The sequence below is a fragment of the Cellulophaga sp. 20_2_10 genome, from assembly GCF_023476645.1.
In the GTDB taxonomy this organism is placed as follows: domain Bacteria; phylum Bacteroidota; class Bacteroidia; order Flavobacteriales; family Flavobacteriaceae; genus Cellulophaga.
Genome location: NZ_JAMCOJ010000006.1, coordinates 100,299 through 124,005, shown reverse-complemented (window position 1 = coordinate 124,005; position 23,707 = coordinate 100,299). Strand labels below are relative to the sequence as shown.

The 23,707-nt window shown below is 31.7% G+C and carries 19 protein-coding genes; 5 read left to right on the top strand and 14 right to left on the bottom strand.

The genetic code is table 11. The annotated features are described in order from the left end of the window. Nucleotides 1–135: 135 nt before the first annotated feature. Nucleotides 136–1,431, bottom strand: a complete 1,296-nt coding sequence (gene tyrS, locus M4I21_RS12900) for a tyrosine--tRNA ligase (protein ID WP_249559590.1) — start codon at nucleotides 1,429–1,431, stop codon at nucleotides 136–138. Nucleotides 1,432–1,524: 93 nt separating this feature from the next. Between tyrS and M4I21_RS12895 the strand changes: the two genes are divergently transcribed. Next, on the top strand, nucleotides 1,525–2,526 hold the full coding sequence (locus M4I21_RS12895) for an NAD-dependent epimerase/dehydratase family protein (RefSeq protein ID WP_249559589.1): 1,002 nt from the start codon (nucleotides 1,525–1,527) through the stop codon (nucleotides 2,524–2,526). Here M4I21_RS12895 and M4I21_RS12890 read toward each other — a convergent pair. Genes M4I21_RS12890 through M4I21_RS12880 form a run of 3 tightly spaced genes read right to left on the bottom strand, consistent with a single transcriptional unit; the run spans nucleotide 2,498 to nucleotide 5,013 of the window. Then, nucleotides 2,498–2,917, bottom strand: coding sequence for a DUF4296 domain-containing protein (locus M4I21_RS12890; protein ID WP_249559588.1), 420 nt, complete (start codon nucleotides 2,915–2,917; stop codon nucleotides 2,498–2,500). The genes M4I21_RS12895 and M4I21_RS12890 overlap by 29 nt on opposite strands. 31 nt (nucleotides 2,918–2,948) lie before the next feature. Then, nucleotides 2,949–4,283, bottom strand: a complete 1,335-nt coding sequence (locus M4I21_RS12885) for a dihydroorotase (protein ID WP_249559587.1) — start codon at nucleotides 4,281–4,283, stop codon at nucleotides 2,949–2,951. 1 nt (nucleotide 4,284) lies between these two features. After that, nucleotides 4,285–5,013 carry a polyprenol monophosphomannose synthase gene (locus M4I21_RS12880; protein ID WP_249559586.1) on the bottom strand — a complete coding sequence of 243 codons (729 nt, stop codon included), beginning with the start codon at nucleotides 5,011–5,013 and terminating at the stop codon, nucleotides 4,285–4,287. 184 nt (nucleotides 5,014–5,197) lie between these two features. Between M4I21_RS12880 and M4I21_RS12875 the strand changes: the two genes are divergently transcribed. The 4 genes from M4I21_RS12875 to M4I21_RS12860 all read left to right on the top strand — a co-directional run bounded on the left by M4I21_RS12875 (nucleotide 5,198) and on the right by M4I21_RS12860 (nucleotide 11,925). Beyond that, complete coding sequence (locus M4I21_RS12875; RefSeq protein ID WP_249559585.1) at nucleotides 5,198–5,851, top strand: DUF4271 domain-containing protein; 654 nt, start codon at nucleotides 5,198–5,200, stop codon at nucleotides 5,849–5,851. A gap of 5 nt (nucleotides 5,852–5,856) precedes the next feature. Beyond that, entirely contained in the window at nucleotides 5,857–6,603 is a 747-nt protein-coding gene (locus M4I21_RS12870; RefSeq protein ID WP_249559584.1) for a uroporphyrinogen-III synthase, read from the top strand. Nucleotides 6,604–6,802: 199 nt separating this feature from the next. Further along, nucleotides 6,803–11,242, top strand: coding sequence for a DNA polymerase III subunit alpha (gene dnaE, locus M4I21_RS12865; protein ID WP_249559583.1), 4,440 nt, complete (start codon nucleotides 6,803–6,805; stop codon nucleotides 11,240–11,242). An 89-nt stretch (nucleotides 11,243–11,331) separates the two neighbouring features. Then, nucleotides 11,332–11,925: a hypothetical protein gene (locus tag M4I21_RS12860; RefSeq protein ID WP_249559582.1), complete on the top strand. Its 594-nt coding sequence runs from the start codon at nucleotides 11,332–11,334 to the stop codon at nucleotides 11,923–11,925. Nucleotides 11,926–12,978: 1,053 nt separating this feature from the next. Here M4I21_RS12860 and M4I21_RS12855 read toward each other — a convergent pair. From M4I21_RS12855 to M4I21_RS12810, 10 genes are all read right to left on the bottom strand, one after another. Further along, nucleotides 12,979–13,263 carry a hypothetical protein gene (locus tag M4I21_RS12855; RefSeq protein ID WP_249559581.1) on the bottom strand — a complete coding sequence of 95 codons (285 nt, stop codon included), beginning with the start codon at nucleotides 13,261–13,263 and terminating at the stop codon, nucleotides 12,979–12,981. A 203-nt stretch (nucleotides 13,264–13,466) separates the two neighbouring features. Then, nucleotides 13,467–14,003 (bottom strand): hypothetical protein, encoded by a 537-nt coding sequence (locus tag M4I21_RS12850; protein ID WP_249559580.1) that lies wholly within the window; start codon nucleotides 14,001–14,003, stop codon nucleotides 13,467–13,469. Between the two features lie 11 nt (nucleotides 14,004–14,014). Continuing rightward, on the bottom strand, nucleotides 14,015–14,266 hold the full coding sequence (locus tag M4I21_RS12845) for a hypothetical protein (protein WP_249559579.1): 252 nt from the start codon (nucleotides 14,264–14,266) through the stop codon (nucleotides 14,015–14,017). Between the two features lie 41 nt (nucleotides 14,267–14,307). Further along, nucleotides 14,308–14,463, bottom strand: coding sequence for a hypothetical protein (locus tag M4I21_RS12840; protein WP_249559578.1), 156 nt, complete (start codon nucleotides 14,461–14,463; stop codon nucleotides 14,308–14,310). Continuing rightward, nucleotides 14,460–15,722: a MutS-related protein gene (locus M4I21_RS12835; RefSeq protein ID WP_249559577.1), complete on the bottom strand. Its 1,263-nt coding sequence runs from the start codon at nucleotides 15,720–15,722 to the stop codon at nucleotides 14,460–14,462. The genes M4I21_RS12840 and M4I21_RS12835 overlap by 4 nt, the downstream gene beginning before the upstream one ends. Before the next feature lie 261 nt (nucleotides 15,723–15,983). Further along, nucleotides 15,984–17,219, bottom strand: a complete 1,236-nt coding sequence (locus tag M4I21_RS12830) for a toxin-antitoxin system YwqK family antitoxin (RefSeq protein ID WP_249559576.1) — start codon at nucleotides 17,217–17,219, stop codon at nucleotides 15,984–15,986. A 267-nt stretch (nucleotides 17,220–17,486) separates the two neighbouring features. Further along, nucleotides 17,487–18,614 carry a hypothetical protein gene (locus tag M4I21_RS12825; RefSeq protein ID WP_249559575.1) on the bottom strand — a complete coding sequence of 376 codons (1,128 nt, stop codon included), beginning with the start codon at nucleotides 18,612–18,614 and terminating at the stop codon, nucleotides 17,487–17,489. Nucleotides 18,615–18,924: 310 nt separating this feature from the next. Further along, the gene (locus M4I21_RS12820) at nucleotides 18,925–19,584 is read right to left on the bottom strand and encodes a hypothetical protein (protein ID WP_249559574.1); all 660 of its coding nucleotides are present in this window, start codon (nucleotides 19,582–19,584) and stop codon (nucleotides 18,925–18,927) included. Nucleotides 19,585–20,278: 694 nt separating this feature from the next. Next, the gene (locus M4I21_RS12815) at nucleotides 20,279–20,854 is read right to left on the bottom strand and encodes an SH3 domain-containing protein (protein WP_249559573.1); all 576 of its coding nucleotides are present in this window, start codon (nucleotides 20,852–20,854) and stop codon (nucleotides 20,279–20,281) included. An 89-nt stretch (nucleotides 20,855–20,943) separates the two neighbouring features. Then, the gene (locus M4I21_RS12810; RefSeq protein ID WP_249559572.1) at nucleotides 20,944–23,304 is read right to left on the bottom strand and encodes an erythromycin esterase family protein; all 2,361 of its coding nucleotides are present in this window, start codon (nucleotides 23,302–23,304) and stop codon (nucleotides 20,944–20,946) included. Nucleotides 23,305–23,707: the final 403 nt, after the last annotated feature.

Genomic DNA, 23,707 nt, shown 5'->3' with positions numbered 1-23,707 from the left:
CCTTGAACGCTAATATTATACCAAGCGGTAATTTTGTGTTGTTAATTTTGAGTTAAAGTGTGCTTTTTAAGTATAAAAAAACGTCATCCTAATAATGAGTAGAATGACGCTTGCGATATTTTCTTAGGTATAACTTTAATTTACAACCAATACAAAATAGTTCTTTTTACCACGTTGTAGTAAAACAAACTTGTTATTAATTAAGTCTTTACTAGTAATAATATAATCTTCTTTTACTTTTTCTTTGTTTACAGAAATAGCATTTTGTTTTAGTTCTCTACGTGCAGCTCCATTAGAATCTAAAAACTGAGTTTTAGCTGCTAATGCACCAATCATATCTAAACCTTCTTCAATATCTGCAGCAGTAACTTCTGCTTGTGGTACACCTTCAAAAACATCTAAAAATGTTTTTTCGTCTAGGGTTTTTAAATCATCAGAAGTAGATTTTCCAAATAAGATATTACTCGCTTTTATGGCGTTGTCTAAATCTTCTTTAGAGTGTACACTTATTGTAATCTCTTCAGCTAATTTTTTCTGTAAAGCACGCATATGTGGTGCTTCTTTATGCTCTGTAATTAAAGTGTCTATCTCTTCTTTAGTTAAAAAAGTAAAGATTTTAATAAACTTTTCAGCATCCTCATCAGATGTATTTAGCCAGTATTGGTAAAATTTATAAGGAGAAGTGCGTTCCGCATCTAGCCAAATGTTACCGCCTTCAGTTTTACCAAATTTAGTGCCATCTGCTTTTGTAATTAATGGGCAAGTAAGTGCGTAGCCTTTGCCACTACCAATTCTACGTATCATCTCTGTACCGGTCGTAATGTTTCCCCATTGGTCACTACCACCCATTTGTAATGTACAGTTGTGTTCTTTAAACAAGTGGTAAAAATCGTACCCTTGCACCAACTGGTATGTAAACTCTGTAAAAGACATTCCTTCTTTGGCTTCAGAAGTTAAACGTTTTTTTACAGAATCTTTAGCCATCATATAATTAACGGTAATATGTTTACCTACATCACGTATAAAATCTAGAAAAGAGAAATCTTTCATCCAATCGTAATTGTTAACTAAAATAGCTGCATTTTCTGCATCACTATTAAAGTCTAAAAAACGAGATAATTGATTTTTTATAGCATTTTGGTTGTGTCTAAGTGTTTTTTCATCTAACAAATTACGCTCTGCAGATTTTCCAGAAGGATCTCCAATCATTCCGGTTGCACCACCAATAAGCGCATAAGGTTTGTGACCTGCTAGTTGAAAATGACGCAACATCATTACACTAACCAAGTGGCCAATATGTAAGGAGTCTGCAGTAGGGTCTATACCCACATATGCAGCACGCATTTGTTCTAGTAAGTGTTCTTCTGTGTCGGGCATGACATCGTGTATCATCCCTCTCCATTTTAATTCTGCGATAAAATTAGAAGCCATTGTATTTCAATTTTGTAATAGTAGATGCAAATATAAAAGAAATAGAGAGCTTAGGCAGTAGTCTATGGTAAATTAAATTCCTAAATTTGAATTATGATATTGGTAACAGGAGGCACAGGTTTAGTAGGTGCACATCTTTTATTGCAGCTACTAAAAAAAGAAGAAGTTGTGACGGCTATACATAGGCAGACAAGCGACTTAAAACAGGTTAAAAAAGTTTTTTCTTATTATGTAGATAATGCAGATGAGTTGTATGCAAAAATAAACTGGTTTGTTGCAGATATAACAGATGTACCTTCTTTAGAACTTGCTTTTATTGGAGTTACACACGTATACCATTGTGCAGCATTAATTTCTTTTGATCCTAATGATTATTTTAAGTTAAGGCGAATAAATACCAATGGCACGGCTAATATTGTAAATCTATGTCTGGCTTTTAATATAAAAAAACTGGCATATATAAGTTCTATAGCAACAATGGGCAAAAATGAAGCCTCGCCAAATGTGACAGAAGAAACGGAGTGGAATGATGTAAATGTAAATGTGTATGCGCTTACCAAGTATGCTGCAGAAATGGAAGTTTGGCGCGGTACGCAAGAGGGTTTAGATGCTGTTATTGTAAATCCAGGTGTTATTTTAGGCCCAGGTTATTGGGACTCTGGGAGTGGTCAGTTTTTTAGTAAAACAGCAGGTGGTTTAGCCTATTATCCGCCAAATGGTAGTGGCTTTGTAGGTGTTAACGATGTAGTAGACATTTGTGTTGGATTAATGAATTCTGCCCTAAAAAATGAACGCTATATTGTTGTTGCTAAAAATAGAACCTTTAAAGAGGTGTTGGGTAAAATAGCTGGGTTTTTAGGAAAGCCTGCACCACACAAAGAACTTAAAATATGGCAACTACATATTTTTTATAGATTAGATTGGCTGGTACACTTAATTACTAGAAGGGGAAGAAAACTTTCTAAAATGCAGGTAAACGGATTAAAAAGTCAGGATATTTATGATAATACTAAAGTTACTACAGCACTAGCTTTTACTTTTACAGATATAGATAGTGTTTTAAAGTTTACTTCTGAGGTTCTTTTAAAGGAGTAGTTTTAGGTTTCTTTTTTTCTTTGCTTATGGCAATGCTATCTGCTTTAAATAGATTTTTGCGTTCAAACTGTGTTTTAATAGTATCTAATTTGGTTTGTACCTCTTTATAAAGAGCTTCGTAAGCAATTGGGTCAGCAGCATAGTAAATGTTACTGTCCGCAAATTGTACGCTATCTATTTTATATTTAGTAAAAAGATACGGCATTGTTCTTACGTTGTTTTCTACGAGTACATTTGAATTTGTTTGTTTAGCGGCATTTATAATAGCTAAATCATACAAAATAGCAACCATTTTAGATTCGGGAATAAGATTCTCTGGCTCTTCTATAGTTTTTTCTGCACAAGAAGCCATAGTAGCAATCACTAAAAATAAACCAAAAATTCTTTTCATTTTCTTATGTATTGATGCGTAAGTTGTTTAACTATCTATTAAACGTTAATCTGTGTGCGTTTCTTTTTTCTGAAACTTCACCATTTGCATATGCCAAATGACCATTTACAAATGTATGAGAAATTTTAGATGAAAACGTATTCCCTTCAAAAGGAGACCATCCACATTTGTATAAAATGTTGGACTTGCTCACTTGCCAAGCGTTGTTTGTGTCAACGATAACTAAATCTGCAAAATAGCCTTCTTTTATATAGCCTCTTTTTTCAATCTGAAATAAGATAGCTGGGTTGTGACACATTTTTTCTACCATACGTTCTATAGTAATGGTGCCATCTAAAACTTTTTCTAACATAGCAGGTAAAACGTGTTGTACTAATGGTCCGCCAGATGGGGCTTTAGTGTAAACGTTATCTTTTTCTTCAAAAGTATGTGGTGCATGGTCTGTAGCAATAACATCTATGCGGTCGTCTAAAAGAGCATCCCAAAGCATAGATCTGTCTTCAGCAGTTTTAACCGCAGGATTCCACTTTATAAGTGTTCCTTTTTCTTTGTAATCTTCATCAGAAAACCATAGGTGATGTACACAAACCTCTGCTGTAATTTTTTTATCTTTTAACGGAATATCGTTTCTAAAAAGACTCGTTTCTTTACCTGTAGATAAATGAAAAACGTGTAATCTAGCATCTGTTTTTTTAGCCAAGGCAATTGCTTTAGAAGAAGAGAGGTAACACGCCTCTGTACTTCTAATAATTGGGTGGTACTCTATAGGGATGTCGTCTCCAAATTTTTCTTGGTAGATAGCCATATTATGGCGTATGGTAGTTTCATCTTCACAATGTGTAGATATTACCATTTCTGTATTTCTAAAAATCTTTTCTATAACCTCCTCATTGTCTACTAACATATTTCCGGTAGAAGAACCTAAAAATAGTTTAACACCAGAACATGCATTTTTGTCTAGCTTTTTTAGTTCCTCTAAGTTGTCATTAGTACCGCCAAATAAAAATGAATAATTAGCATAAGAACTGTCTTTAGCAACCGCAAATTTTTCTTCTAATTTTTCTATTGTTGTTGTCTGCGGATTTGTGTTTGGTTGCTCCATAAACGTAGTAACACCACCAGCAACTGCCGCTCTACTTTCAGTGGCAATAGTGCCTTTATGCGTAAGGCCGGGTTCTCTAAAATGCACTTGGTCATCTATGATGCCAGGCAATACATAATTACCCTTTGCATCTATAACCGTAGCGGTATCATCACTAATAGAACTACTTATTTTTTCAATATAATTACCGTTCAACAATATGTCGAACATCGTAATTGTACCTTCGTTTACAACTTTAGCGTTTTTTATTAGTGTCTTTTTCATTTTAAAATTTGTTTTTTTGAAACAAGCTTATGTATTTCATTTTTATCACTCCAAAAACTGCTTCGCCAATAATTGAAGAACTCATTTTAGATTTTCCGCGAACCCTGTCTGTAAAAACAATAGGAACTTCTTTTATCTTAAAACCTTTTAGATGGGCTCTAAATTTCATTTCTATTTGAAAAGCATAGCCTATAAAACGAACCGTATCTAAACTAAGGTTTTCTAATACTTTTCTTTTGTAGCAAATAAAACCAGCTGTTGGGTCATCTACATGCATGCCTGTTATCATTTTTACGTAGAACGATGCTCCGTACGAAAGTAATATTCTAAACAGGGGCCAATTTACTACATTAATTCCCTTTACATATCTAGAGCCAATAGATAAATCTGCGCCATTAACACAGGCGTTGTATAGGTTGATTAAATCTTTAGGAGGATGAGAAAAATCTGCATCCATTTCAAAAATATAGTTGTATTTTTTAGCAATTGCCCATTTAAAACCGTGAATGTATGCTGTACCTAAGCCAGCCTTTTCTTTACGTACTTCTAAAAATAATTTTTCAGGAAATTGCTCTTGTAACTCTACTACTTTTTGTGAAGTACCGTCTGGTGAGTTGTCGTCTACAATAAGAACATGAAATTCTTTTTCTAATGCAAAAACAGCATTAATAATAGCTTCTATATTTTCTATCTCATTAAAAGTAGGAATTATAACTAAGCTATCTGTCATTCTTTTTTTAGTATTGAATGCACAAAAGTACTATTTAAATTTTACTGGTAAAACCTAAAAAGCGTTTTATGATTTATTTACAATAGTATTGCATCTTTTTTATGGTTTAACACGTATTAATTAATAAAGTTGGTCTAAGTATTAATTTGTAGTTTTGCACCGCTTATACGTATATAAAAGAAGAATGGAATCTATTGCTAGGGTTTTTAACGATGTAGATTGGATAACAGCCATATTTGTGGTTAGTCTTTTTGTATTGGTTTTAAGTAAAACTTTTTTTTACAATAAGTTTGTAAATTTTGTAGTATTACCATTTAATAACAAATACATTTTTTTACACAGTAAAAAGCATATCTTATTTAACTGGTTTAATGTGCTATGGGGTGTTTTTCTGTGGTTAAACGTAGCGTTATTTCTTTATTACGTGCTAACCATTTTTAAACTAGGAGATACACTTACACCTATAGATTACCTTTTTGTTTTCGGAATTATAAGCTTATTTGTTATTGTAAAGTTATTGTTACAGTTTGTAAATGGTTTTATTTTTAATGCAGAAACGGCTATTGTTCATATCGTTTTCAATAAGATTTCTTATCAGAATTATAGTGGTTTAGTACTATTTATAGCTAATATTTTTCTTACATATATTACGCCAGATTCTGAGCTAGTTGCTTATTTGGCGCTGGTTTTGTTTCTCGTTGTACTGTGCATAGGATGGGTTAATCTACTAAGAATTCATCGAAAATTTATTACAATCAATTTTTTCTATTTTATTTTGTACCTTTGCGCACTCGAAATTTCACCTTTTGTGATAATAGGTAGTTACCTAAAATATTGATGTCTATGAAGATAAAAACGATTTTGGTTTCTCAACCAGAACCTAAAATGGAGAACTCTCCCTATTCAAGACTTATTGAAAAGGAGAAGTTAAAAGTAGATTTTAGACCGTTTATACATGTAGAGGGAGTTGATGCAAAAACAGTGCGTCAGCAAAAAATAGATCTAAACAATTTTACAGCGATAGTACTTACAAGTAGAAATTCTGTAGATCACTTTTTTAGAATAGCAGAAGAAATGCGTTTTAAAGTGCCAGATTCTATGAAGTACTTTTGCCAATCAGAGGCAGTAGCTTACTATCTTCAGAAATATGTAGTTTACCGTAAGCGTAAAATATATGTTGGTAAAAGAATGTTTGCAGATTTAATTCCTTTATTAAAAAAGTATAAAACAGAAAAGTTTCTTTTACCTTCTTCGGATGTTTTAAAGCCAATAGTACCTGAAACTTTAGATAGTCTTGGTTTAGACTGGAAAAGAGCAATTTTTTATAAAACTGTCATTAGTGATTTATCTGACTTAAGAGATGTGTATTATGATATACTTGTTTTCTTTAGTCCGTCTGGGATAGAGTCTTTATTAAAGAACTTTCCAAACTTTGAACAGAATGACACTAGAATTGCTGTGTACGGAAACACAACAGTAAATGCTGCTACAGAGGCAGGTTTACGTATAGATATTCTTGCGCCAACGCCAGAAACGCCATCTATGACAATGGCATTACAGAAGTATATTACTACTGCAAATAAAAAATAAAAAACAATGCTACTTTGTGTGGCAAGTCTTTATAAAATTATAAAAAAACCAAAGAAGCCCGCTTCTTTGGTTTTTTTGTTTTTTATAGTGTTTGGTGGCTTTGTTTTTCCGTTGATAACTCTTCTTTAAAAGCCTTTAAAAAGCAATAAGTTTTTGGTATTTTTATACACTGCTTTTTTAAGACTACAAACAATACACTATGTACTTAATTTTTGATACTGAAACTACCGGATTACCTAAGCGTTGGGATGTTCCTTTTACGGATACTGACAACTGGCCTAGGTGTATACAGATTGCATGGCAATTGCATGATGATATGGGTAATGTTATAGAGCATCAAGATTATTTAGTAAAACCAGACGGATTTAACATTCCGTATGATGCTGAAAAAATTCACGGTATTTCTACTGCTTTGGCAGAACAAGACGGAATACCATTAGCAGAGGTTTTAGAAAAATTTAATGAGGCATTAGGGAAAACAAAATTTGTAGTTGGACAAAATGTTGGGTTTGACCTTAACATAATGGGAGCCGAGTTTCATCGTCTTCAAGTAGAAAACCAATTACAAGAGCTGCCTGTTTTAGATACGTGTACAGAGCATACTGCAACTCTATGTCAGATTCCTGGTGGTCGTGGTGGTAAATTTAAGTTGCCAACACTAACAGAATTGCATCAATTTTTATTTGGAGAACCTTTTGGAGAAGCGCACAACGCAACTGCCGATGTAGAGGCAACTACGCGTTGTTTTTTAGAGCTTGTACGTAAGCAACAATATACTGTAGAGCAGTTAGATGTTCAGGCAGATTATTTTAAAAATTTCTCAGAGGTAAATCCTCAGCCAATTAAACTTATTGGTTTAAAACACATCAACCTAAAAAAGGCTTCTAAAAAAATAGCAGATGCACTTTGGGCCAAAGATACTGGTGGCGTTAGTAAAGAAGAAATAAAAGAAAATTTAGCGACCTTAGAGTCGGCTCAGTTTTCGCATTTACACAACCATACGCAGTTTTCTATATTGCAATCTACCATTAGTATTCCTGCTTTAATACAAGCGGCAGTAAAATATAATATGCCAGCTGTTGCAATGACAGATCATGCGAACATGATGGGAGCTTTCCATTTTGTTAACGGTGTTCTTAATCATAATAAAGGTGTAAAATCTCGTAATGATGCTAATGAAATACGTTTTGAGGCTACTAAGGAAAACCGTTTAGAAGAAGGGGAAGAACCTTTACATGAATTTGTTCCTGAGCAAGAAATAACACCAATAATTGGGTGCGAGTTTCAGGTGTGTGAGGATCATACAAATAAGTCTCAGAAAGATAATGGTTACCAAGTAGTACTGTTTGCAAAAAATAAAAACGGATACCACAACCTAGCAAAAATGTCTTCTATTGCCTTTGTAGATGGTAAGTATTATGTGCCGCGTATAGATAAAAAGGTAATAGAGCAGTACAAAGAAGATATTATAGTGCTTACAGGTAACTTGTATGGTGAGGTGCCAAACTTAGTGCTTAACGTAGGTGAAAAACAAGCAGAAGAAGCCTTACTTTGGTGGAAAGAGCAATTTGGTGAGGATCTGTATATAGAGATTATGCGTCACGGTCAGGAAGATGAAGATCGTGTAAACCAAGTGTTGCTTCAGTTTGCTAAAAAACATAGTGTTAAGTTGGTGGCAACCAATAACACCTATTACGTAGATAAAGAAAATGCACATGCACATGATATATTACTGTGTGTAAAAGATGGTGAAAAACAAGCTACGCCAATAGGTCGTGGTCGTGGTTACCGTTATGGTTTACCAAATCAAGAATATTACTTTAAGTCTCCTGATGAAATGAAGGAGCTTTTTAAAGATATTCCAGAAGCCATAACAAACATACAAGAGGTTGTAGATAAAATAGAAACGTTTACGCTTGCGCGGGATGTACTGTTACCTGCTTTTGATATTCCAGAAGAATTTGTTTTTGAGGAAGATAAGGTTGATAATGGTAAGCGAGGTGAGAATAAATTTTTAAGGCACTTAACATATGAAGGTGCTAAAAAGAGATATGGTGAAATTACACCAGAGATTGATGAACGTTTAGATTTTGAGCTTCAGGTAATTGAAAAAACGGGTTATCCAGGGTATTTCCTAATTGTTGAAGATTTTATTAGGGCTGCCAGAGCAATGGATGTATCTGTAGGACCAGGGCGGGGTTCTGCTGCGGGTTCTGCGGTTGCTTATTGTTTGTGGATTACCAATTTGGATCCTATTAAGTACGATTTACTTTTTGAGCGTTTCTTAAATCCAGATCGTGTATCTATGCCAGATATTGATATCGATTTTGATGATGAAGGTCGTGGCCGTGTTATGGACTATGTAATTAATAAGTATGGCGCCAACCAAGTAGCACAGATTATTACCTACGGTACTATGGCCGCTAAATCTTCAATTAGAGATACAGCACGTGCTTTAGATTTACCGTTGGGTGATGCAGACCGTATGGCAAAGCTTATACCGAACATGTCTAAGCTTAAAAAAATTATAGGGATTGATGAGAAAATCCTAAAAACTAAATTTAATAGTGAAGAGCTTGCCAAAATACATGAGCTTATACAAATTTCTGAAGGTGACGATTTAGAGTCCGAAACCTTAAATCAAGCTTATATTTTAGAAGGGTCTGTACGTAATACAGGGATACACGCCTGTGGTGTAATTATTACGCCAGATGATATTACCAAATTCGTTCCTGTTGCTTTGGCAAAGGACTCTGAAATGTATTGTACCCAGTTTGATAACTCTGTTGTAGAAGATGCGGGCTTATTAAAAATGGATTTCTTGGGGTTAAAAACATTAACCTTAATTAAAGACACCGTTAAAATTGTAAAAGCAAAACACGGTGTAGAGTTAGACCCAGAGAATTTTCCGTTAGATGATGTAAAAACGTACGAACTTTTCCAAAGAGGAGAAACAGTAGGGGTTTTCCAGTATGAATCTCCGGGGATGCAAAAACACATGCGATCGCTAAAACCAACAGTGTTCGCAGATTTAATTGCTATGAATGCCTTGTACCGTCCTGGGCCAATGGAATACATACCTAGTTTTATTGCCCGTAAACATGGTACCGAAGAAATTATTTACGATTTAGATGCTACAGAAGAGTATTTAGCAGAAACCTATGGTATTACGGTGTACCAAGAGCAGGTGATGCTTTTATCGCAAAAGTTGGCCGACTTTACAAAGGGTGAAGCCGATGTTTTGCGTAAGGCAATGGGTAAAAAACAAAAGCACGTTCTAGATAAGATGAAGCCTAAGTTTATAGAACAGGCTTCAGCAAAAGGACATGCAGTAGATAAATTAGAGAAGATCTGGAAAGATTGGGAAGCCTTTGCAGCTTACGCCTTTAACAAGTCTCACTCTACATGTTACGCTTGGATTGCGTACCAAACAGCATATTGTAAAGCGCATTACCCAGCAGAATATATGGCTGCAGTACTGTCTAATAACATGAACGATATTAAAACGGTTACCTTTTTTATGGAAGAATGTAAGCGTATGGGCTTAGAGGTTTTGGGCCCAGATGTAAACGAATCTTACTACAAATTTGCGGTGAATGATGCCGGAGCTGTACGTTTTGGTATGGGAGCGGTAAAAGGTGTTGGTCGTGGTGCAGTAGAAACAATAGTAGAAAATAGAAAAGAAGAGGGTCCCTATAAATCGGTTTTTGATTTAGCAAAACGAATAGACTTGCGTGCGGCAAACAAAAGAGCCTTTGAAAACCTAACCTATGCTGGTGGTTTTGATTCTTTTGGAGATGCACACAGAGCACAATATATTCATGATGAAGGAGACGGAATTACGTTTTTAGAAAAGGTGATGAGGTATGGCTCTAAGTTTCAAGAAAGTCAGAACTCGTCTCAAGTAAGTTTATTTGGAGAGGCTAGTGATGTACAAATTCCAGAACCTATTGTGCCACCTTGTGAGGAGTGGGGCACAATGGAAAAACTTAGAAAAGAGAAAGAAGTTGTAGGTATTTATATTTCTGGTCACCCCTTAGATGATTTTAAATCGGAAATAAAATCGTTTTGTAACTCAGGAATTGCTGCAATACATAATATGGAGCAATTTGTAAATAAAGAACTGTCTATAGCAGGTGTAATTACAGACGTGCAACATAGAGTTTCTAAAAACGGAAAAGGATGGGCAATGTTCTCTATGGAAGATTATACGGACTCCTATGAGTTTAGAATTTTTGGAGAAGAGTACCTAAAATTTCGTCACTTTTTAATGATAAGCTCTTTTGTGTATTTAAAAGTATACATTAGAGAGGGGTGGACAAATAAAGATACAGGTAAAAAAGGAGACCCTAGATTGCAGTTTAATAGCTTTATGTTGCTACAAGATGTGATGGAACAATATGCTAAAAAACTAACTATAAAACTGAATATAGATACGCTTAAAGAAGAAGATGTACACAGCTTAAAGCGAACGCTTACTTCTGATGAAATAGAGGGCAAACACCCTTTAAAGTTCGAGGTTTATGAAATGGCAGAACAGATAAAAGTAGATTTAGCGAGCCGTAAGCAGAAAATAAATATAACTACGAAGTTGTTAGCAGAGTTAGAAGCGCAGGATATTATTTTTAAACTGAATTAAGAGTGTAGGGAAATATTTAACAGTAGGGAATTTTGGTTTTTAGTTGTTATAAGGTTGATATATGAATTTAACCTTAATACAATTAAAACATGAAACAATTACTTTTAAGTTTACTCTTAACTTTTGCCTTAACATCTTGCCAGACAGAAGAGGAGTTTCAGAGCCCTGAGGAGCAAGCTGAAGCTACTACAGTGGTAGAGGAAGTGGAGACTAATGACGACCAGACTAATGATGATGATGATGATGATGATGATGATAGCGACGATGATCAAGGCAATCAAAATAGTGAAGAGAGTGGAATAACTAAAACACTTTTAACTAGTATACTTCTAAAAAACTCATGGAGTTTAAAAAACTTAACAGAAAAGAAAGGGGTAACAGATTATATTAATAGATCGGCTAAATTCTCTGGTTTTACATTTGTTTTTAAAGATTCTGGTGAAGTAATTGCTGAAGCAGATAATACTGTTATAGATGGTAGTTGGACCATAACGGGTGATGAAAAGCAAGGCTTACTGGTAATGTTAGATTTTAATAACAATACATCAGAGTTTTCTTCATTAAATAATAGTTGGCCAATATCATCATTATCGCAAACGTCTATGGGGTATGTACACGGAAATCTAGATATTACAGCTAATAAAGATAATAGGGTTTTCTTAAGTTTTGATAAAGTGAATTAGGACTTTAAACCTGATACAGTAAAAAACCACAACAGGCACTATATGCTTGTTGTGGTTTTTTGTGTTTTAATTTCTTCTTGTTAGCTCCTGAGTGTATTTGTCAAGAGTACCATCTGCATCATAATCTTTATGGCATTCATGAGGAAAATCTTTATTGTACACTGGTTTTTTATTCAATTATTTCTTTTCTGTTTAATTTGAAAATCCATATCCCTATAACTATGGTTAGTGAATATAGTAAAGCCCAGATTGTCTGTTCGGAGGGTTTCGTAATAAATGCATTATCCACGATGTAAAATGTAGTCCAGACAGATAAAAAGGAATAAATTGATACTATAGTTTTTTCTGTCAAGTGTGAATATTTATTTTTCAAACTTCTTTTTATCAGCCAAAAAATAACCATTGCAGGTATTGATAAAAGGAAACCAACAATAATCATTACAACTATTATTTCGTAAGAATTTAATATGCTGGTAGAGTTAGAATCATTTAATATGGTGCCAAAAAGGAATGCTATTAATAGCGGTGAAGTAATTATGGTAAATAGCCACACTTTAATGGTATATTTCATTTTTTTAATCGGAGTTTTATATGCTTTAACTCATAAGGTGTACAAGCTTTTTATTATAGTTCCTGTTAGGTGAAACTATTTAGTACCCATCATCAGTATTAAGTTTATGATAGATTAACTTTACTTTGTTTAGTATGGTGTATTCAATTCCTATGCTATCATTACTGGTGTATAAAAGTCTTGCCTTTTAAATTAAATATGTTTTATGAATAGGTCTTTTTATATGGCTTGTTGCATATTATTTAATGCAATAACGGTATTTAGTTTTGTTCTTGGAGGCTCTTTATTCTAACAAGAATATATTCTGAACCATCAAAAAAGGACATTACCATAACCTTAAATAATTGATCCTTATGTTTAATGTGCAGATACCCTATGCATCCTTTAATTCCGTCAATAGTTTCTATTTTGTAGTCAAAATTTATATATTTAATTTTCTTCCAATTAATTCCGTGTTCTTCTCCTTTTTCTTTTGTGCGGTACTAATGTTTTTCAATCAGATGCACCCAATCTTCTTTTTCCATTGAGGTCATTTGGTTTCTTGCGCTATCTTCTGTAACTATATTTTTATTTTTCGCAAGTTCATGTATAGCTTCTATTGCTATAAAACTAGCAACATAATCGGCTTTACTTTTTGTGTTTATGTTTTTTAATATTTCAAAAACCTGTTCGCCAATCTGCTTTGGTGTTTTTTTGCTATTTGGTGTAAAAGAAGTGAATAGAATTAAGGAGAATATACACAGTGCGTTAAAGCTTGTTTTTTTCATTTTAGTGTCTTGTTATAGTATAGTTAGCGTCTTGGCTATGGTTCGTGTGTTATTTTAAAACTCCTAATTTTCTATTTAGGACTTTTCTAACGATTGTTAAAGATTATGCTTTTCAATTCATTTCTAAAAGCATTAAAACCCACATACCTTACCTGGAATATGTAGGTCTTAAACTGTTTTTATCAATTCTTAGAACCTGAAAATTAGTTTTTATAATCTTTCATATCAGAATCTGCTAAAAAGTCTTTAATTCTGTACATTTTATTTATAATAGTACTGTTCTGAGAAATTGTCATCTCATCTTTTAATGGGTCAGTTACTTTATAGTTAATATTATCATGTGGTATAACAATATCGGTATGGACTTTAAAGTTGCCCGTGTATGTATCTCCAGCTATTTCTACTTCTACTGGTTCGGGTAGTTTAGTTGGGGTGTTAGGGCTAATAGCATACTCTATTGCACATTCTATATAGGTAGAGTTTGTGCAGTTTATAAATGAAACGCCATTAATCTCTATTTCTACTTCTTTACCATCAGTTCCTTTAAATTTTTGTTTTCCACTTGTTCCATCCGGAACTCTTTTTAATTCACCAGGAGCTATGTCGTATTTTTTTCCGTCAATTTCAACAGAAATTGGTTCATCTGTTGGGTTGTCTAACCAAAGAAGTTCTCCTCCAGAACCACATGATATAAATAAAAGGCTAATAAATACTGTTGCTATTAGAATCTGTTTTTTCATAATTTTTTTAATTAATCTTTTTTGTATTTTGTATAAACTATTTTCTTCTTTTCTAAAATTGCATAAAATTTTCGTGGCGAGATTTTTAGGTCTTTTGTTATTTCGCTCACTTTTTTCTTCCCTTTTTTATACAGTTTTAAATTCTCATTTACTTTTTTGTCAAAGTAGTGTATTTCTAGCTTTTCAACAATTTGTAACTCAGTTAGATTTGACTCATTCGCGTATTTTTCAATTTCTGATTTAATGTCTTTTAAATTACTCATAATTATAATTTTCAGCAGTTTTGCTTACTAAATGCCCACGGTTATGTGTAAGAAACATTTGGTCGTAGATAAGCACTATCCTTTTGGTTTATTACTTCGTTAATTTTGTAAACAAACATAGAGCGTTGTATTAAAAAGCCAATACGCGTATTTATTATACCCATTGTTGTAAGCCGTTTTTCTATATTTTTATTCATTTCAATAATTCATTTAACCCTTCTTTATCAAATAAAATTCGACCTACTTTGATATCAGACCAACCCTTTTTTAGTTTGTAAGTAAATGTTGGTTTGTCTTCTATAAGTTCGCAATCTATATAATAATTTGAGACTTGGTCATTAGAAACATTTTTCAATTCTTGAATGTGCGTTGATATTAAAAAAAATGAATTTTTAAATTTACTCAGACCATTTATTGTTGTTTGGCAAATCTCAAATGCATCTTCCACATTTGTACCACTAAATAGTTCATCAAAAATAGCAAAACATTGTTTTCCACTTGAAGCTTTTTGAACAACACTTTTTAGATTCATAACTTCTGTCATAAAATGACTGTAACCATTTAAGATATCATCACGTCTATTAATCTCTATTGAAAAGTTGTTGCAAAACGGAAGTTCTCCAAAAGACGCAGGTATTCCTATTCCTAAATGACCTAAATAAACACAAAGTCCAACCGCTTTTAGAAAAGTAGATTTGCCAGACATATTTGGTCCGTTCAATAAAATTACATTACTCTGGGTCTCAAAATCATTCTTTACGGGTTTATTAATTAAAGGATGATAAAAGTCTTTTAGTTTAATGTGTTTCTTGTTAAAATGAGGAAAGGTAAAATTGTTTTTTTGAATCCCTAAATTGATGGATAAATAAGCCTCAAATAGAAATAAATTCTCCCAAAAAGGAATAATTTTACCAGCATCTTTAAGGGTGTTAATTTTTTCTGTTAGCTCTATAACGTGATTGTCTTTTAATCTTTTTTCTCGGATAATATACTCGTATTTAGAAAGTTCAAAATCTGATAAGAATTTTAAAATTGCTCTTATTTTTGTAGCATATTCTTCAGGAAACTGATTTAATTTTATCCTTGTAAAGTATCTTGACTCTAAGCGATGGAAGAATAATATTAGTTGATTGAACTTACTTATATACCGAATTTTTTCTTGTTTAGATGCAAATAATTTATACTTCAGTTTTTTTTGAGATAAGTCCTCAATTTTTTCATCCTTTAAAAAATAATGGACTTCATTTAAGTATAAAACGGTATATGAGTAGTCTTTAAGAATTTGATTGTTGGCCGTAAATCCTTTTAAAATATTTTGGCGCGCTACAATTTCCGCAATTGAGTCTAAAGGCGTTTTTAAAATCTCAATAATTTTTTCCTTCGCGTACGCATTTAAAGAATAGTTAAATACTGGCAAGATCTCTTTTTCGATCTTTAAGTCCTTGAGATTGTTCATTCTAATTTATAGCGAGATGTTTTCTTAAATGGCTTACTACGTTGCCGTATAAATAACGTAGGGAGTAAAAAGATACTACATTTTTGGTTTATTACTTGGCTAAAGCTAAATATTTTGCATTTGCTTTTTTGTCCTAAAGTCTCCCTACGCTTCGGCATAAAAATGTGGTGACCTTGCAAAAACAACAAAATTGTTAGTTTAGCACTAATTCTCTGTTCTGTTTATATCGTATTGATATTAGAAAATTACAATTCAATTGTGTTAATTTAAAGGGGTACTACTAATCTCTTTTTTAAACATTAAGCTAAAATTAGCATCCTTACCCTTTTCAATAAGTTTTACTAGTTTACCTTTGTGAAAATACTGTATTGTTTTTCCTTTATGTATTTCTCTTAGCTTGCCCAGATAATCATATCTAAAACTATAAATAAGCTGGTTGTTTTTATATAAGGCCTTCTCTCTTAGTTCTCCTGGTTTTTCAGAACTATATCCTTCATAATATCCACTATATTTTATTTTAGTAGCTGTTGTTATAATTTGTTGTGTACTAGATAAATAACCATTGCTGTAATATTTGGTAACAGTGTTATTTGGGTAATCATAAAGAACAGCAAGTTTGCCATTAGAATGATAAACTTTATGACTATTTGTAAAATCTACTAAACCATTTTTAAAATGCTTTATGTGATATAAACTTCCATCACGATACATTTTTTCTATTCCTGTTCCATCTTTAAAAGTTGTCTTATACAAGATGTTTTCATGCTCATCATAAACGGTATATAAACCATTTCTAAGTCCATCTTTATACTGTTCTTTCACTTTTGAAAAGCCTTCTCCATAAAAAACCCATGTACCTGTTTTAAAACCATTGTTAAAAAAACCAACACTATTTTGTAGGTTTTTAATGGGGTAAACCACTGTACACCAATTATTCATTGGCTCATAATTTTTCTCGTATTTTTCGTAAAAATAAACATCCGGTAATTGGCCAGAAGGTGCTTCATAACCCCCACCCAAATGAGGTTTTAATTTGTCAATAATTTTAAAATACCCATATATGGGTATAGAGTCTTTTGGAGAATTTGGATCAAGTCCGCCATAGTCATGATGACCAAGCGTATTAAAAACTATAAAATGTTTATACCTATTGTTAGCTGTTTTTAATAATGTCACCTTATTTTCAGATAGCTTAGAGTTTGGGTTCTCTGCTAAGTAAGAAGGAAAAAAGGTGGTATCTATTCTTTTCTGTTGTGTGTTATAATTTAGTTTTTTAGAAATAAAACCTAAACCCGATTCAGCTATAGCATATCCATATCTATCATTTTTATATTCGTTTATATTTTGTTGTATAGTACTATCTATACTAGCTTTATAAAGAGTATAAGTCCAAATTGATTCTGAACTTTTGTTTTTGATATATGTTTGAGCTATTGTAACCTTACAGATACTAAAGAAAACAACGAATGAGATAATTTGTCTAAGAGTAGTATCCATCTAATTAAAATTAATCATATTTTCAATATTTTACATTCACCTTTTTTGCCTTAAAACCTCCCTACGCTTCGGCATAAAAATGTGGTTTGGCAATAACTGACTATTGTTTTAATACTGCTAAATGCTAGTTAACACTCCATTCATCAAATTCTTGACGGTGTCAAATACCTTTTTCGCTGTCCTGATTATAATAGATTTTGTTACTTCCAAAATCGTGATGCATTTGTAATATGGCGCTTTTTAAGTCTTTACTTGGGGGTATACTTGTTATTTATAATTTTCAAATAATTCTCTGTAAAATTCAATTTCGTTCTTGTAATGATCTTTACTCATTTTATATAATTCTGAAAATTCTTTATATAAGATGTAATTATCGCTTTTGCTTACTAAACAATAAGATTCTTTTGTATCTCTCTTATAGACCATGCTTACATCACTTTTATAAACTTGTTTGTATTGAGACTCACGAAAGAAAGGAAATGAATTATTATCAGTTTCTGTAATGGTAAGTATTCCATTTTTCTTTACTGATTGCAATTTTTTCCAAGCAGTAGTAAGTTCCGGACTTTCTTTAAAAGCTGTATAGTATTTAATATTTCCTTGAGTTTTTGGTGAGTATGACATGGTTTCACTATCAGAAACTAAGTTGTCTATTGTCTCTTTATTTAAATTATCAAAGAAACCTTTTTCTAATATTGTTAATTGTTTTTTATAGGTATTCCAGTTTTTATCTGGATTGTTTATTGGTTTAAAAATATTTTTAGCCATACGAAGCTGACTTAACAATTGTTCAATTTTTTCAGATTTAGAAGGTTCTGGTCTTTTATTAAAAAAATGTGTGTCACTCAAATAAATAATATATTCTTTTGTTTCTTGTAAATATTCAAAATAGAAAGCACGTAATTTTTGATGTTGTTCAAATATAACAGTGTTTTCATCCTGATAAGAAACATTGTCTACTACATTTAAAACTTTATCTATTGTTAAACTAGAATCTTCACTTTTAAAAATGAAAAAGTTTCCTTCGTCATTTGTTGGTAGATATTCTATAAAGTTTTTTGCAGTAAAATGCTTAAAACCTTCCATTTCACTATCTATTATAAGGCTATCAGTAATTTTCCATTTTAGCAAAAAAGTACTTCCAGAAGTGTTATCTATTGGATAGTATTCTAATCTGTAATTAAAAGGTAAGTTAAAGTTATATCCTTCTAATGGCGCGTTGTATCTAATTATGTCTTTTTGAAAAAAATCTTTTGTATACGCAGCATCTAAAGCACCTTCATTGTAAGTTAAAGCTTTATCTTCCTCTAAAGAAATGTTCTCATCCTTGGTTTTTTTTTCCACACAGCTAATAATTAATACTAAAAGTGTAATGGTTAATACTGTTTTTTTCATAATGTTTGTTAAGGCAGGGCAAAACGTAGTTAAGCTCTGGGTTTTTAGTTTTTTTTAATGTATTCGTTAACTTTATAAATTCAGTTTTACAATGTACGCTTGTCAAACGTGGTGCAACTAACGTAGCAAATTGAGTTGGGTTTATAACCTATTGTGAACGTGTCGGTACCTTGTTTATTATCCGTTTAAGTACTTGATTTCATAAATATAAGTCGAATAAAATTTGTGATAATCTAGACGCTTCGGAATTGGTAAGTAGGCTATAGCCAAAAAAATACATTTTATACGTGTTAGCTTTTGTTATTAACTTTTAGGCACATTGGTTAAAATAAGCATATTCCTCGCCATCCCAATATATTAGTCCACAACCGCATGCTGTTCTTAAAAAAATTGATGAAGTTTCTAAAATTAATTCTCCATTTTTTCCTTGTCCAGAATATTCTTCTAATCCAGGCTCATTAATTTTTTCTTTGTTAATATTCCAGCTTTCAACCGAATTGTCAACGCAAATTATTCCTCTATTTTTTATTCCTTTTCCGACGGCAAGTATAAAGGCCTCCTTGGTATTTCCATGGATTACTAACCAGCCCTTTTTTTTAGTTTCTATATGTTGAATCGAATATATAATATCCAAGTATCCATCACCGTTAAAATCATCTTCAAGAGAAGCCGTATTTAATTTACTATCAATCTCATAATTAAAATTAGACTTTAGTCTAATAAATGAATCTGACTCAAAATAGTCCTGCGGAATTCCATCCGGTTTATTTTTAGAATTCACATTTAATATTCTCACAACTTTTGTAGAATCTATAACTCTTTCAGCTATTATAATTGTGTCGTAAACTATTTCTGTATGAGTCACTTTTATTGTATCATAAACAATCTCTCGTTTAGTAGTTGTCTTTTTGTTATTAAAAGAACAAGAGTAGAAAATTATAATTAGTATTACTATAAGTAATTGCTTCATTTTTTTTTAGTTCACTTAGTTATTAAAGCTAATTCTCTTTCATTTTAAAAGTAGCACGTAAATAAGAAGTTTATTTTTTTATAAATACAGCGTCAAATTTCTAATACTCCAAATATTAGAATTATTTAATACTAATGGTAGCACCAACATATATTCGTTAGTTTTTAATCAATATTCAACATCAAAAAAATGTTATTTTTTTATAGACCTTCTTCCGTTTTGTTAAACTAATTACGCCAAGATTGTTGTATAGGGTTCGTTGGGTGGTTTAAACATTAAAAACGAATAGAAAATTCGAAAGTCCCAACGCTTTGGGATACGTAAGTAGGCGAGGACCAAGCAATAAATTATATACCGCTTAAGTTTATTTTTTTTAAATGTTGATATTAAGCAGCAAGAATAAAAGAGAAAGTTAATGTTACTTTCCAAGGTGTAGCTTTTAGACTTCTACAACATTTATAATGGACTCTCCGTGCTATTAAGAATCAGCTTCAGCTCTGTTAGACCTAGATCGCAATTTTATGTTATTATGTTGCCATAGATTTTTACAAAACTAAGTTCCAGTCTATATTCCAATATCCAGAAATCTTTGGAAAATGTATTTTTAATTTGTTTGATTCGCTTCTCTTTATTAAGAAATAATTTGAATTGTAATATGAGTCAATATCATTTTCTTTTTGAATAACCAGAGTAGTTAACACAATGAAATCTTTATTAGACCATCTACTAAATAAAGTCCATTTTTATTCACAACTTTTACCGAAACTTTAAATGATTCCCATCCAATTCCCTCTAATATAACATATCCAGATTTTGAATCAAAACTAGAGATTTTAAATCCATCATCAGGGTAGTCTTGAGCATCAAGGATAAGGTCAGCATCAACTCCTATATGGTGTCCTGTTTCTGGCTCGTAATAATAATCTTGCTCTAATGTTTTTGCATATATTTCTTTGAAATTCTTAGTAGTAAGATATCTTTGCTCTAGAATACTACTTCTTACGTGAGCGTTAAAAAACTGCTTAGCCACTTTATAACTGGTGTATTTTTTTTTAAATTCTAAATATCCATTAAAGACATAATCATAATTAGAGTTATTCATCTTTATTTTAACCCAATATTTTGATATTGTGTTGTTACTATCTATGATTTCAAAGGGTTCTATCGTTTCTTTTAAGACATCAACAGTCTGTCCATAGTTTAATTTACCTATTTTATCACTTTCAATATTAGCTTCACTCCTAATTGACAAACCACTTTTTGCAGTCACAATATATTCTTGAGCAAAAATATTTGTGGATAGTACTAGTACTATCCACAAATATTTTTCAAATTATACCAAGTGTTTCCTTTAGTTCTTTATTTAGATGGCTTTGTTATTTCTCGCTTGTAAAATGAATCCCAAAAAGATTCATCGTAGTTAACCCTATTTAATGAGTTTTCTTTTTTATTATTAGATTCATAATATTCAATTTCTTCTACATTCTTTAACTCAAAGTCAAACAAATAGGAATCGCGTTCGTAAACGTTATTTTTAGTTTTACCATGATTATACGTGTATTCCTCGTAGGACCTATTAAAATATCTTGTAGCATAGAATTTACCAGTATCTAAAATATCTGCATAGTCACAAATATTTTCTTCCTTAATGGTCATTTGAACAACATTTTTATAATTTTCATATCCTTTATAATGATTTTCAATCTCTACTTTGTTTAGACTAGTTTCCCAGTTTTCAATAACTTTTACTATAGCAAAATTTTCTTTATCAATATAAACTCTTCCAGAATACTTTGTAGGATATACTCGGTTCGTATAATTCCATTTATTCCTTGTTGTTTCAAATGCTATTATATATACTCCGTCATCATTACTGTCATATGACTTTACAAATTTTAGTTCAAATTTCTTATACTTTCGCTTATCTAGAATATTGGCGTAACGAATCGCATTTTGTCTATATGAGAAAAATTGAGATGATAATTTATACTTTTTAGGAGTACTATTTTTATTCCATTTAATTTGTTCTACTCTTTGTGATATAACAAAAGGAGATAAATAACCAGCATCATAGTCTTTAGTTATTAACTCTAAATCCAATTTGGTAGTGTCATTTTTATTTACTAAAATAGTACCATACCTGTGAAAATTAAATGGCGCTGTGGGGTGATTTAGTTTCTTGTTTAAAACCGCTTTCTTTAATACGGTCTTCGGCAATAAATATCCAGTTATGACAACTTCAGATAATTCTTCAAACTTCGGTTTTAAATAACTTTTATCCTTTAGTTCTTTTAAGGTAATTGTATTTGAATCATAACCCATTGATGAAATAAGAACCGATGAGTTTTGTAGTATTGTTTTTTTTACAGGTAATTCATAAAATCCATTTTCGTCTGCTACTCGATAAATTTCTTCCTTTTTTAAAATTAAGGTTGCAAATGGTATTGGTTCGCTGCTTTCCTTGTCTAGTACCTGACCGTTAAGAATAACATTGTCATCTACTTCAATTTGTGCAATATTTTTAGCTATATCTAATTGTTTATCAGAAACTTTTAAGCTATCTGTTGTGGTTTGCGGCCTGGGTATGGTTGCATTTTGAAAAAAGATATAACCATCATGTAATTGATCTAACCGTGCTGTTGTGAAATCGATAAAATTTAATAATCTGGTTTCCTGCAAGGAATGCATTTTCTCTTGGTTTGAGGTTATAAATAGATACGGCTTACCTAAACCACTCAATTCATTTTCAAAAGAATTGCTTTTTACAGGGGTTAAAGCCCATTTTTTTATTCTGGATTCAAATAGTGAATCATTTGCGTGTATGGTTGCTAAACTATATGACTTGTCTTTTAAGGCTGTATGAATGTAGGAACCCATTGAAATAAAATCTTTTGCAATCGGTTTTGTAATGCTTGAATTATCATTTATAATATGGATGTTATCTGCCCAGCAAATAATTTTTTCATTCGGATTTCTTTTAATGTAGCTCAACAAATTATCAGCCATTTGTTTATCTCGGATATTGTGATTTTTATCACCTAAATCTGTTGTCATAATTTCCGCTTTATTATAATATGCGTCTTGCGAAGAGGCCAAAAGATTTTTTGTAAACTGTTTCCAATAATAATTAGTCTCGTTGTCTTTTAACTTTTCTATTTGCGCTAGAATTCTAGTAAGCTCTTTTTCGTAATTTTGATATGTAATGTCATCTTCCTCAACAGTTAAATTTTCTAAAATACCTTCTATTACAATACCTAAATCATCTTCATCTAATTTAAAAGTTATATGTTGACTTTCGCAATAATCATAAAAGTCTTCTATAAATTGCGAAGAATTAAATAGTTGAGAATCAAAACCAATTACCTTTAAATTATTTTTATCGATGTAATTTACCAATCTCTGAAACTCAAGTGCACTAGACCAAACTCCAAAAATAGCGTTATTAAATTCATCGGGATTAAATCCGCTTTTATTCATTTTCCAAATATCATACATAGAAGATTCCATCGCTATGGTGGTAAACCCCAGCTCTTGATGAAGATATTCTATAATTCTTGCTTTCATCTCAAATATATTTCCATACATATGAGTTTGTTCGCCAAGCATTATCAGTTGTTTTTCCTTTAATTCATCTTTTAGGAATGCTAAATCTTTTATTTCTGTTGATTCTGGCGGAAGAAGTTCTATTGTTTTTAATTCTTGTGAAGAGCCGATTGTCAAAAAAAGACAAAAAATTAGAGTTAAAATGTTTTTCATTTGTAGGGTACTATTAAAATTTTAATTAATTCTTAGTTAAATTACTGGTAACATTATATATATCGGAAGTTGATCAGAATACAAACTATTTATGCAGGTATAGAGACACGTCAAACCTCTTGTATTTTGCCTATTACTTCACTTTTGAGTTAGGTTGCTAATTCTTTGGTCAATTAGATCTAATGACCTGTGCCTAAAAAAAACTATAGTCTTTATCTTGAATTTCGGCTTCTAAAACCATACACCATTAACATATGTAAATAGAATGGTAGTTTTAAAATCTTTTTGTAACACCTTCTCTCGCTTTACTACTGTGTCAATATTTTAAACTGAACAGCTTTAAAATATCAGTATTATTGCCATAAAT

Excerpts from the sequence above, each read along its gene's own strand:
- tyrS (WP_249559590.1), bottom strand. The coding sequence starts at position 1,431 with ATGGCTTCTAATTTTATCGCAGAATTAAAATGGAGAGGGATGATACAC.
- M4I21_RS12895 (WP_249559589.1), top strand. The coding sequence starts at position 1,525 with ATGATATTGGTAACAGGAGGCACAGGTTTAGTAGGTGCACATCTTTTA.
- M4I21_RS12890 (WP_249559588.1), bottom strand. The coding sequence starts at position 2,917 with ATGAAAAGAATTTTTGGTTTATTTTTAGTGATTGCTACTATGGCTTCT.
- M4I21_RS12885 (WP_249559587.1), bottom strand. The coding sequence starts at position 4,283 with ATGAAAAAGACACTAATAAAAAACGCTAAAGTTGTAAACGAAGGTACA.
- M4I21_RS12880 (WP_249559586.1), bottom strand. The coding sequence starts at position 5,013 with ATGACAGATAGCTTAGTTATAATTCCTACTTTTAATGAGATAGAAAAT.
- M4I21_RS12875 (WP_249559585.1), top strand. The coding sequence starts at position 5,198 with ATGGAATCTATTGCTAGGGTTTTTAACGATGTAGATTGGATAACAGCC.
- M4I21_RS12870 (WP_249559584.1), top strand. The coding sequence starts at position 5,857 with ATGAAGATAAAAACGATTTTGGTTTCTCAACCAGAACCTAAAATGGAG.
- dnaE (WP_249559583.1), top strand. The coding sequence starts at position 6,803 with ATGTACTTAATTTTTGATACTGAAACTACCGGATTACCTAAGCGTTGG.
- M4I21_RS12860 (WP_249559582.1), top strand. The coding sequence starts at position 11,332 with ATGAAACAATTACTTTTAAGTTTACTCTTAACTTTTGCCTTAACATCT.
- M4I21_RS12855 (WP_249559581.1), bottom strand. The coding sequence starts at position 13,263 with ATGAAAAAAACAAGCTTTAACGCACTGTGTATATTCTCCTTAATTCTA.
- M4I21_RS12850 (WP_249559580.1), bottom strand. The coding sequence starts at position 14,003 with ATGAAAAAACAGATTCTAATAGCAACAGTATTTATTAGCCTTTTATTT.
- M4I21_RS12845 (WP_249559579.1), bottom strand. The coding sequence starts at position 14,266 with ATGAGTAATTTAAAAGACATTAAATCAGAAATTGAAAAATACGCGAAT.
- M4I21_RS12840 (WP_249559578.1), bottom strand. The coding sequence starts at position 14,463 with ATGAATAAAAATATAGAAAAACGGCTTACAACAATGGGTATAATAAAT.
- M4I21_RS12835 (WP_249559577.1), bottom strand. The coding sequence starts at position 15,722 with ATGAACAATCTCAAGGACTTAAAGATCGAAAAAGAGATCTTGCCAGTA.
- M4I21_RS12830 (WP_249559576.1), bottom strand. The coding sequence starts at position 17,219 with ATGGATACTACTCTTAGACAAATTATCTCATTCGTTGTTTTCTTTAGT.
- M4I21_RS12825 (WP_249559575.1), bottom strand. The coding sequence starts at position 18,614 with ATGAAAAAAACAGTATTAACCATTACACTTTTAGTATTAATTATTAGC.
- M4I21_RS12820 (WP_249559574.1), bottom strand. The coding sequence starts at position 19,584 with ATGAAGCAATTACTTATAGTAATACTAATTATAATTTTCTACTCTTGT.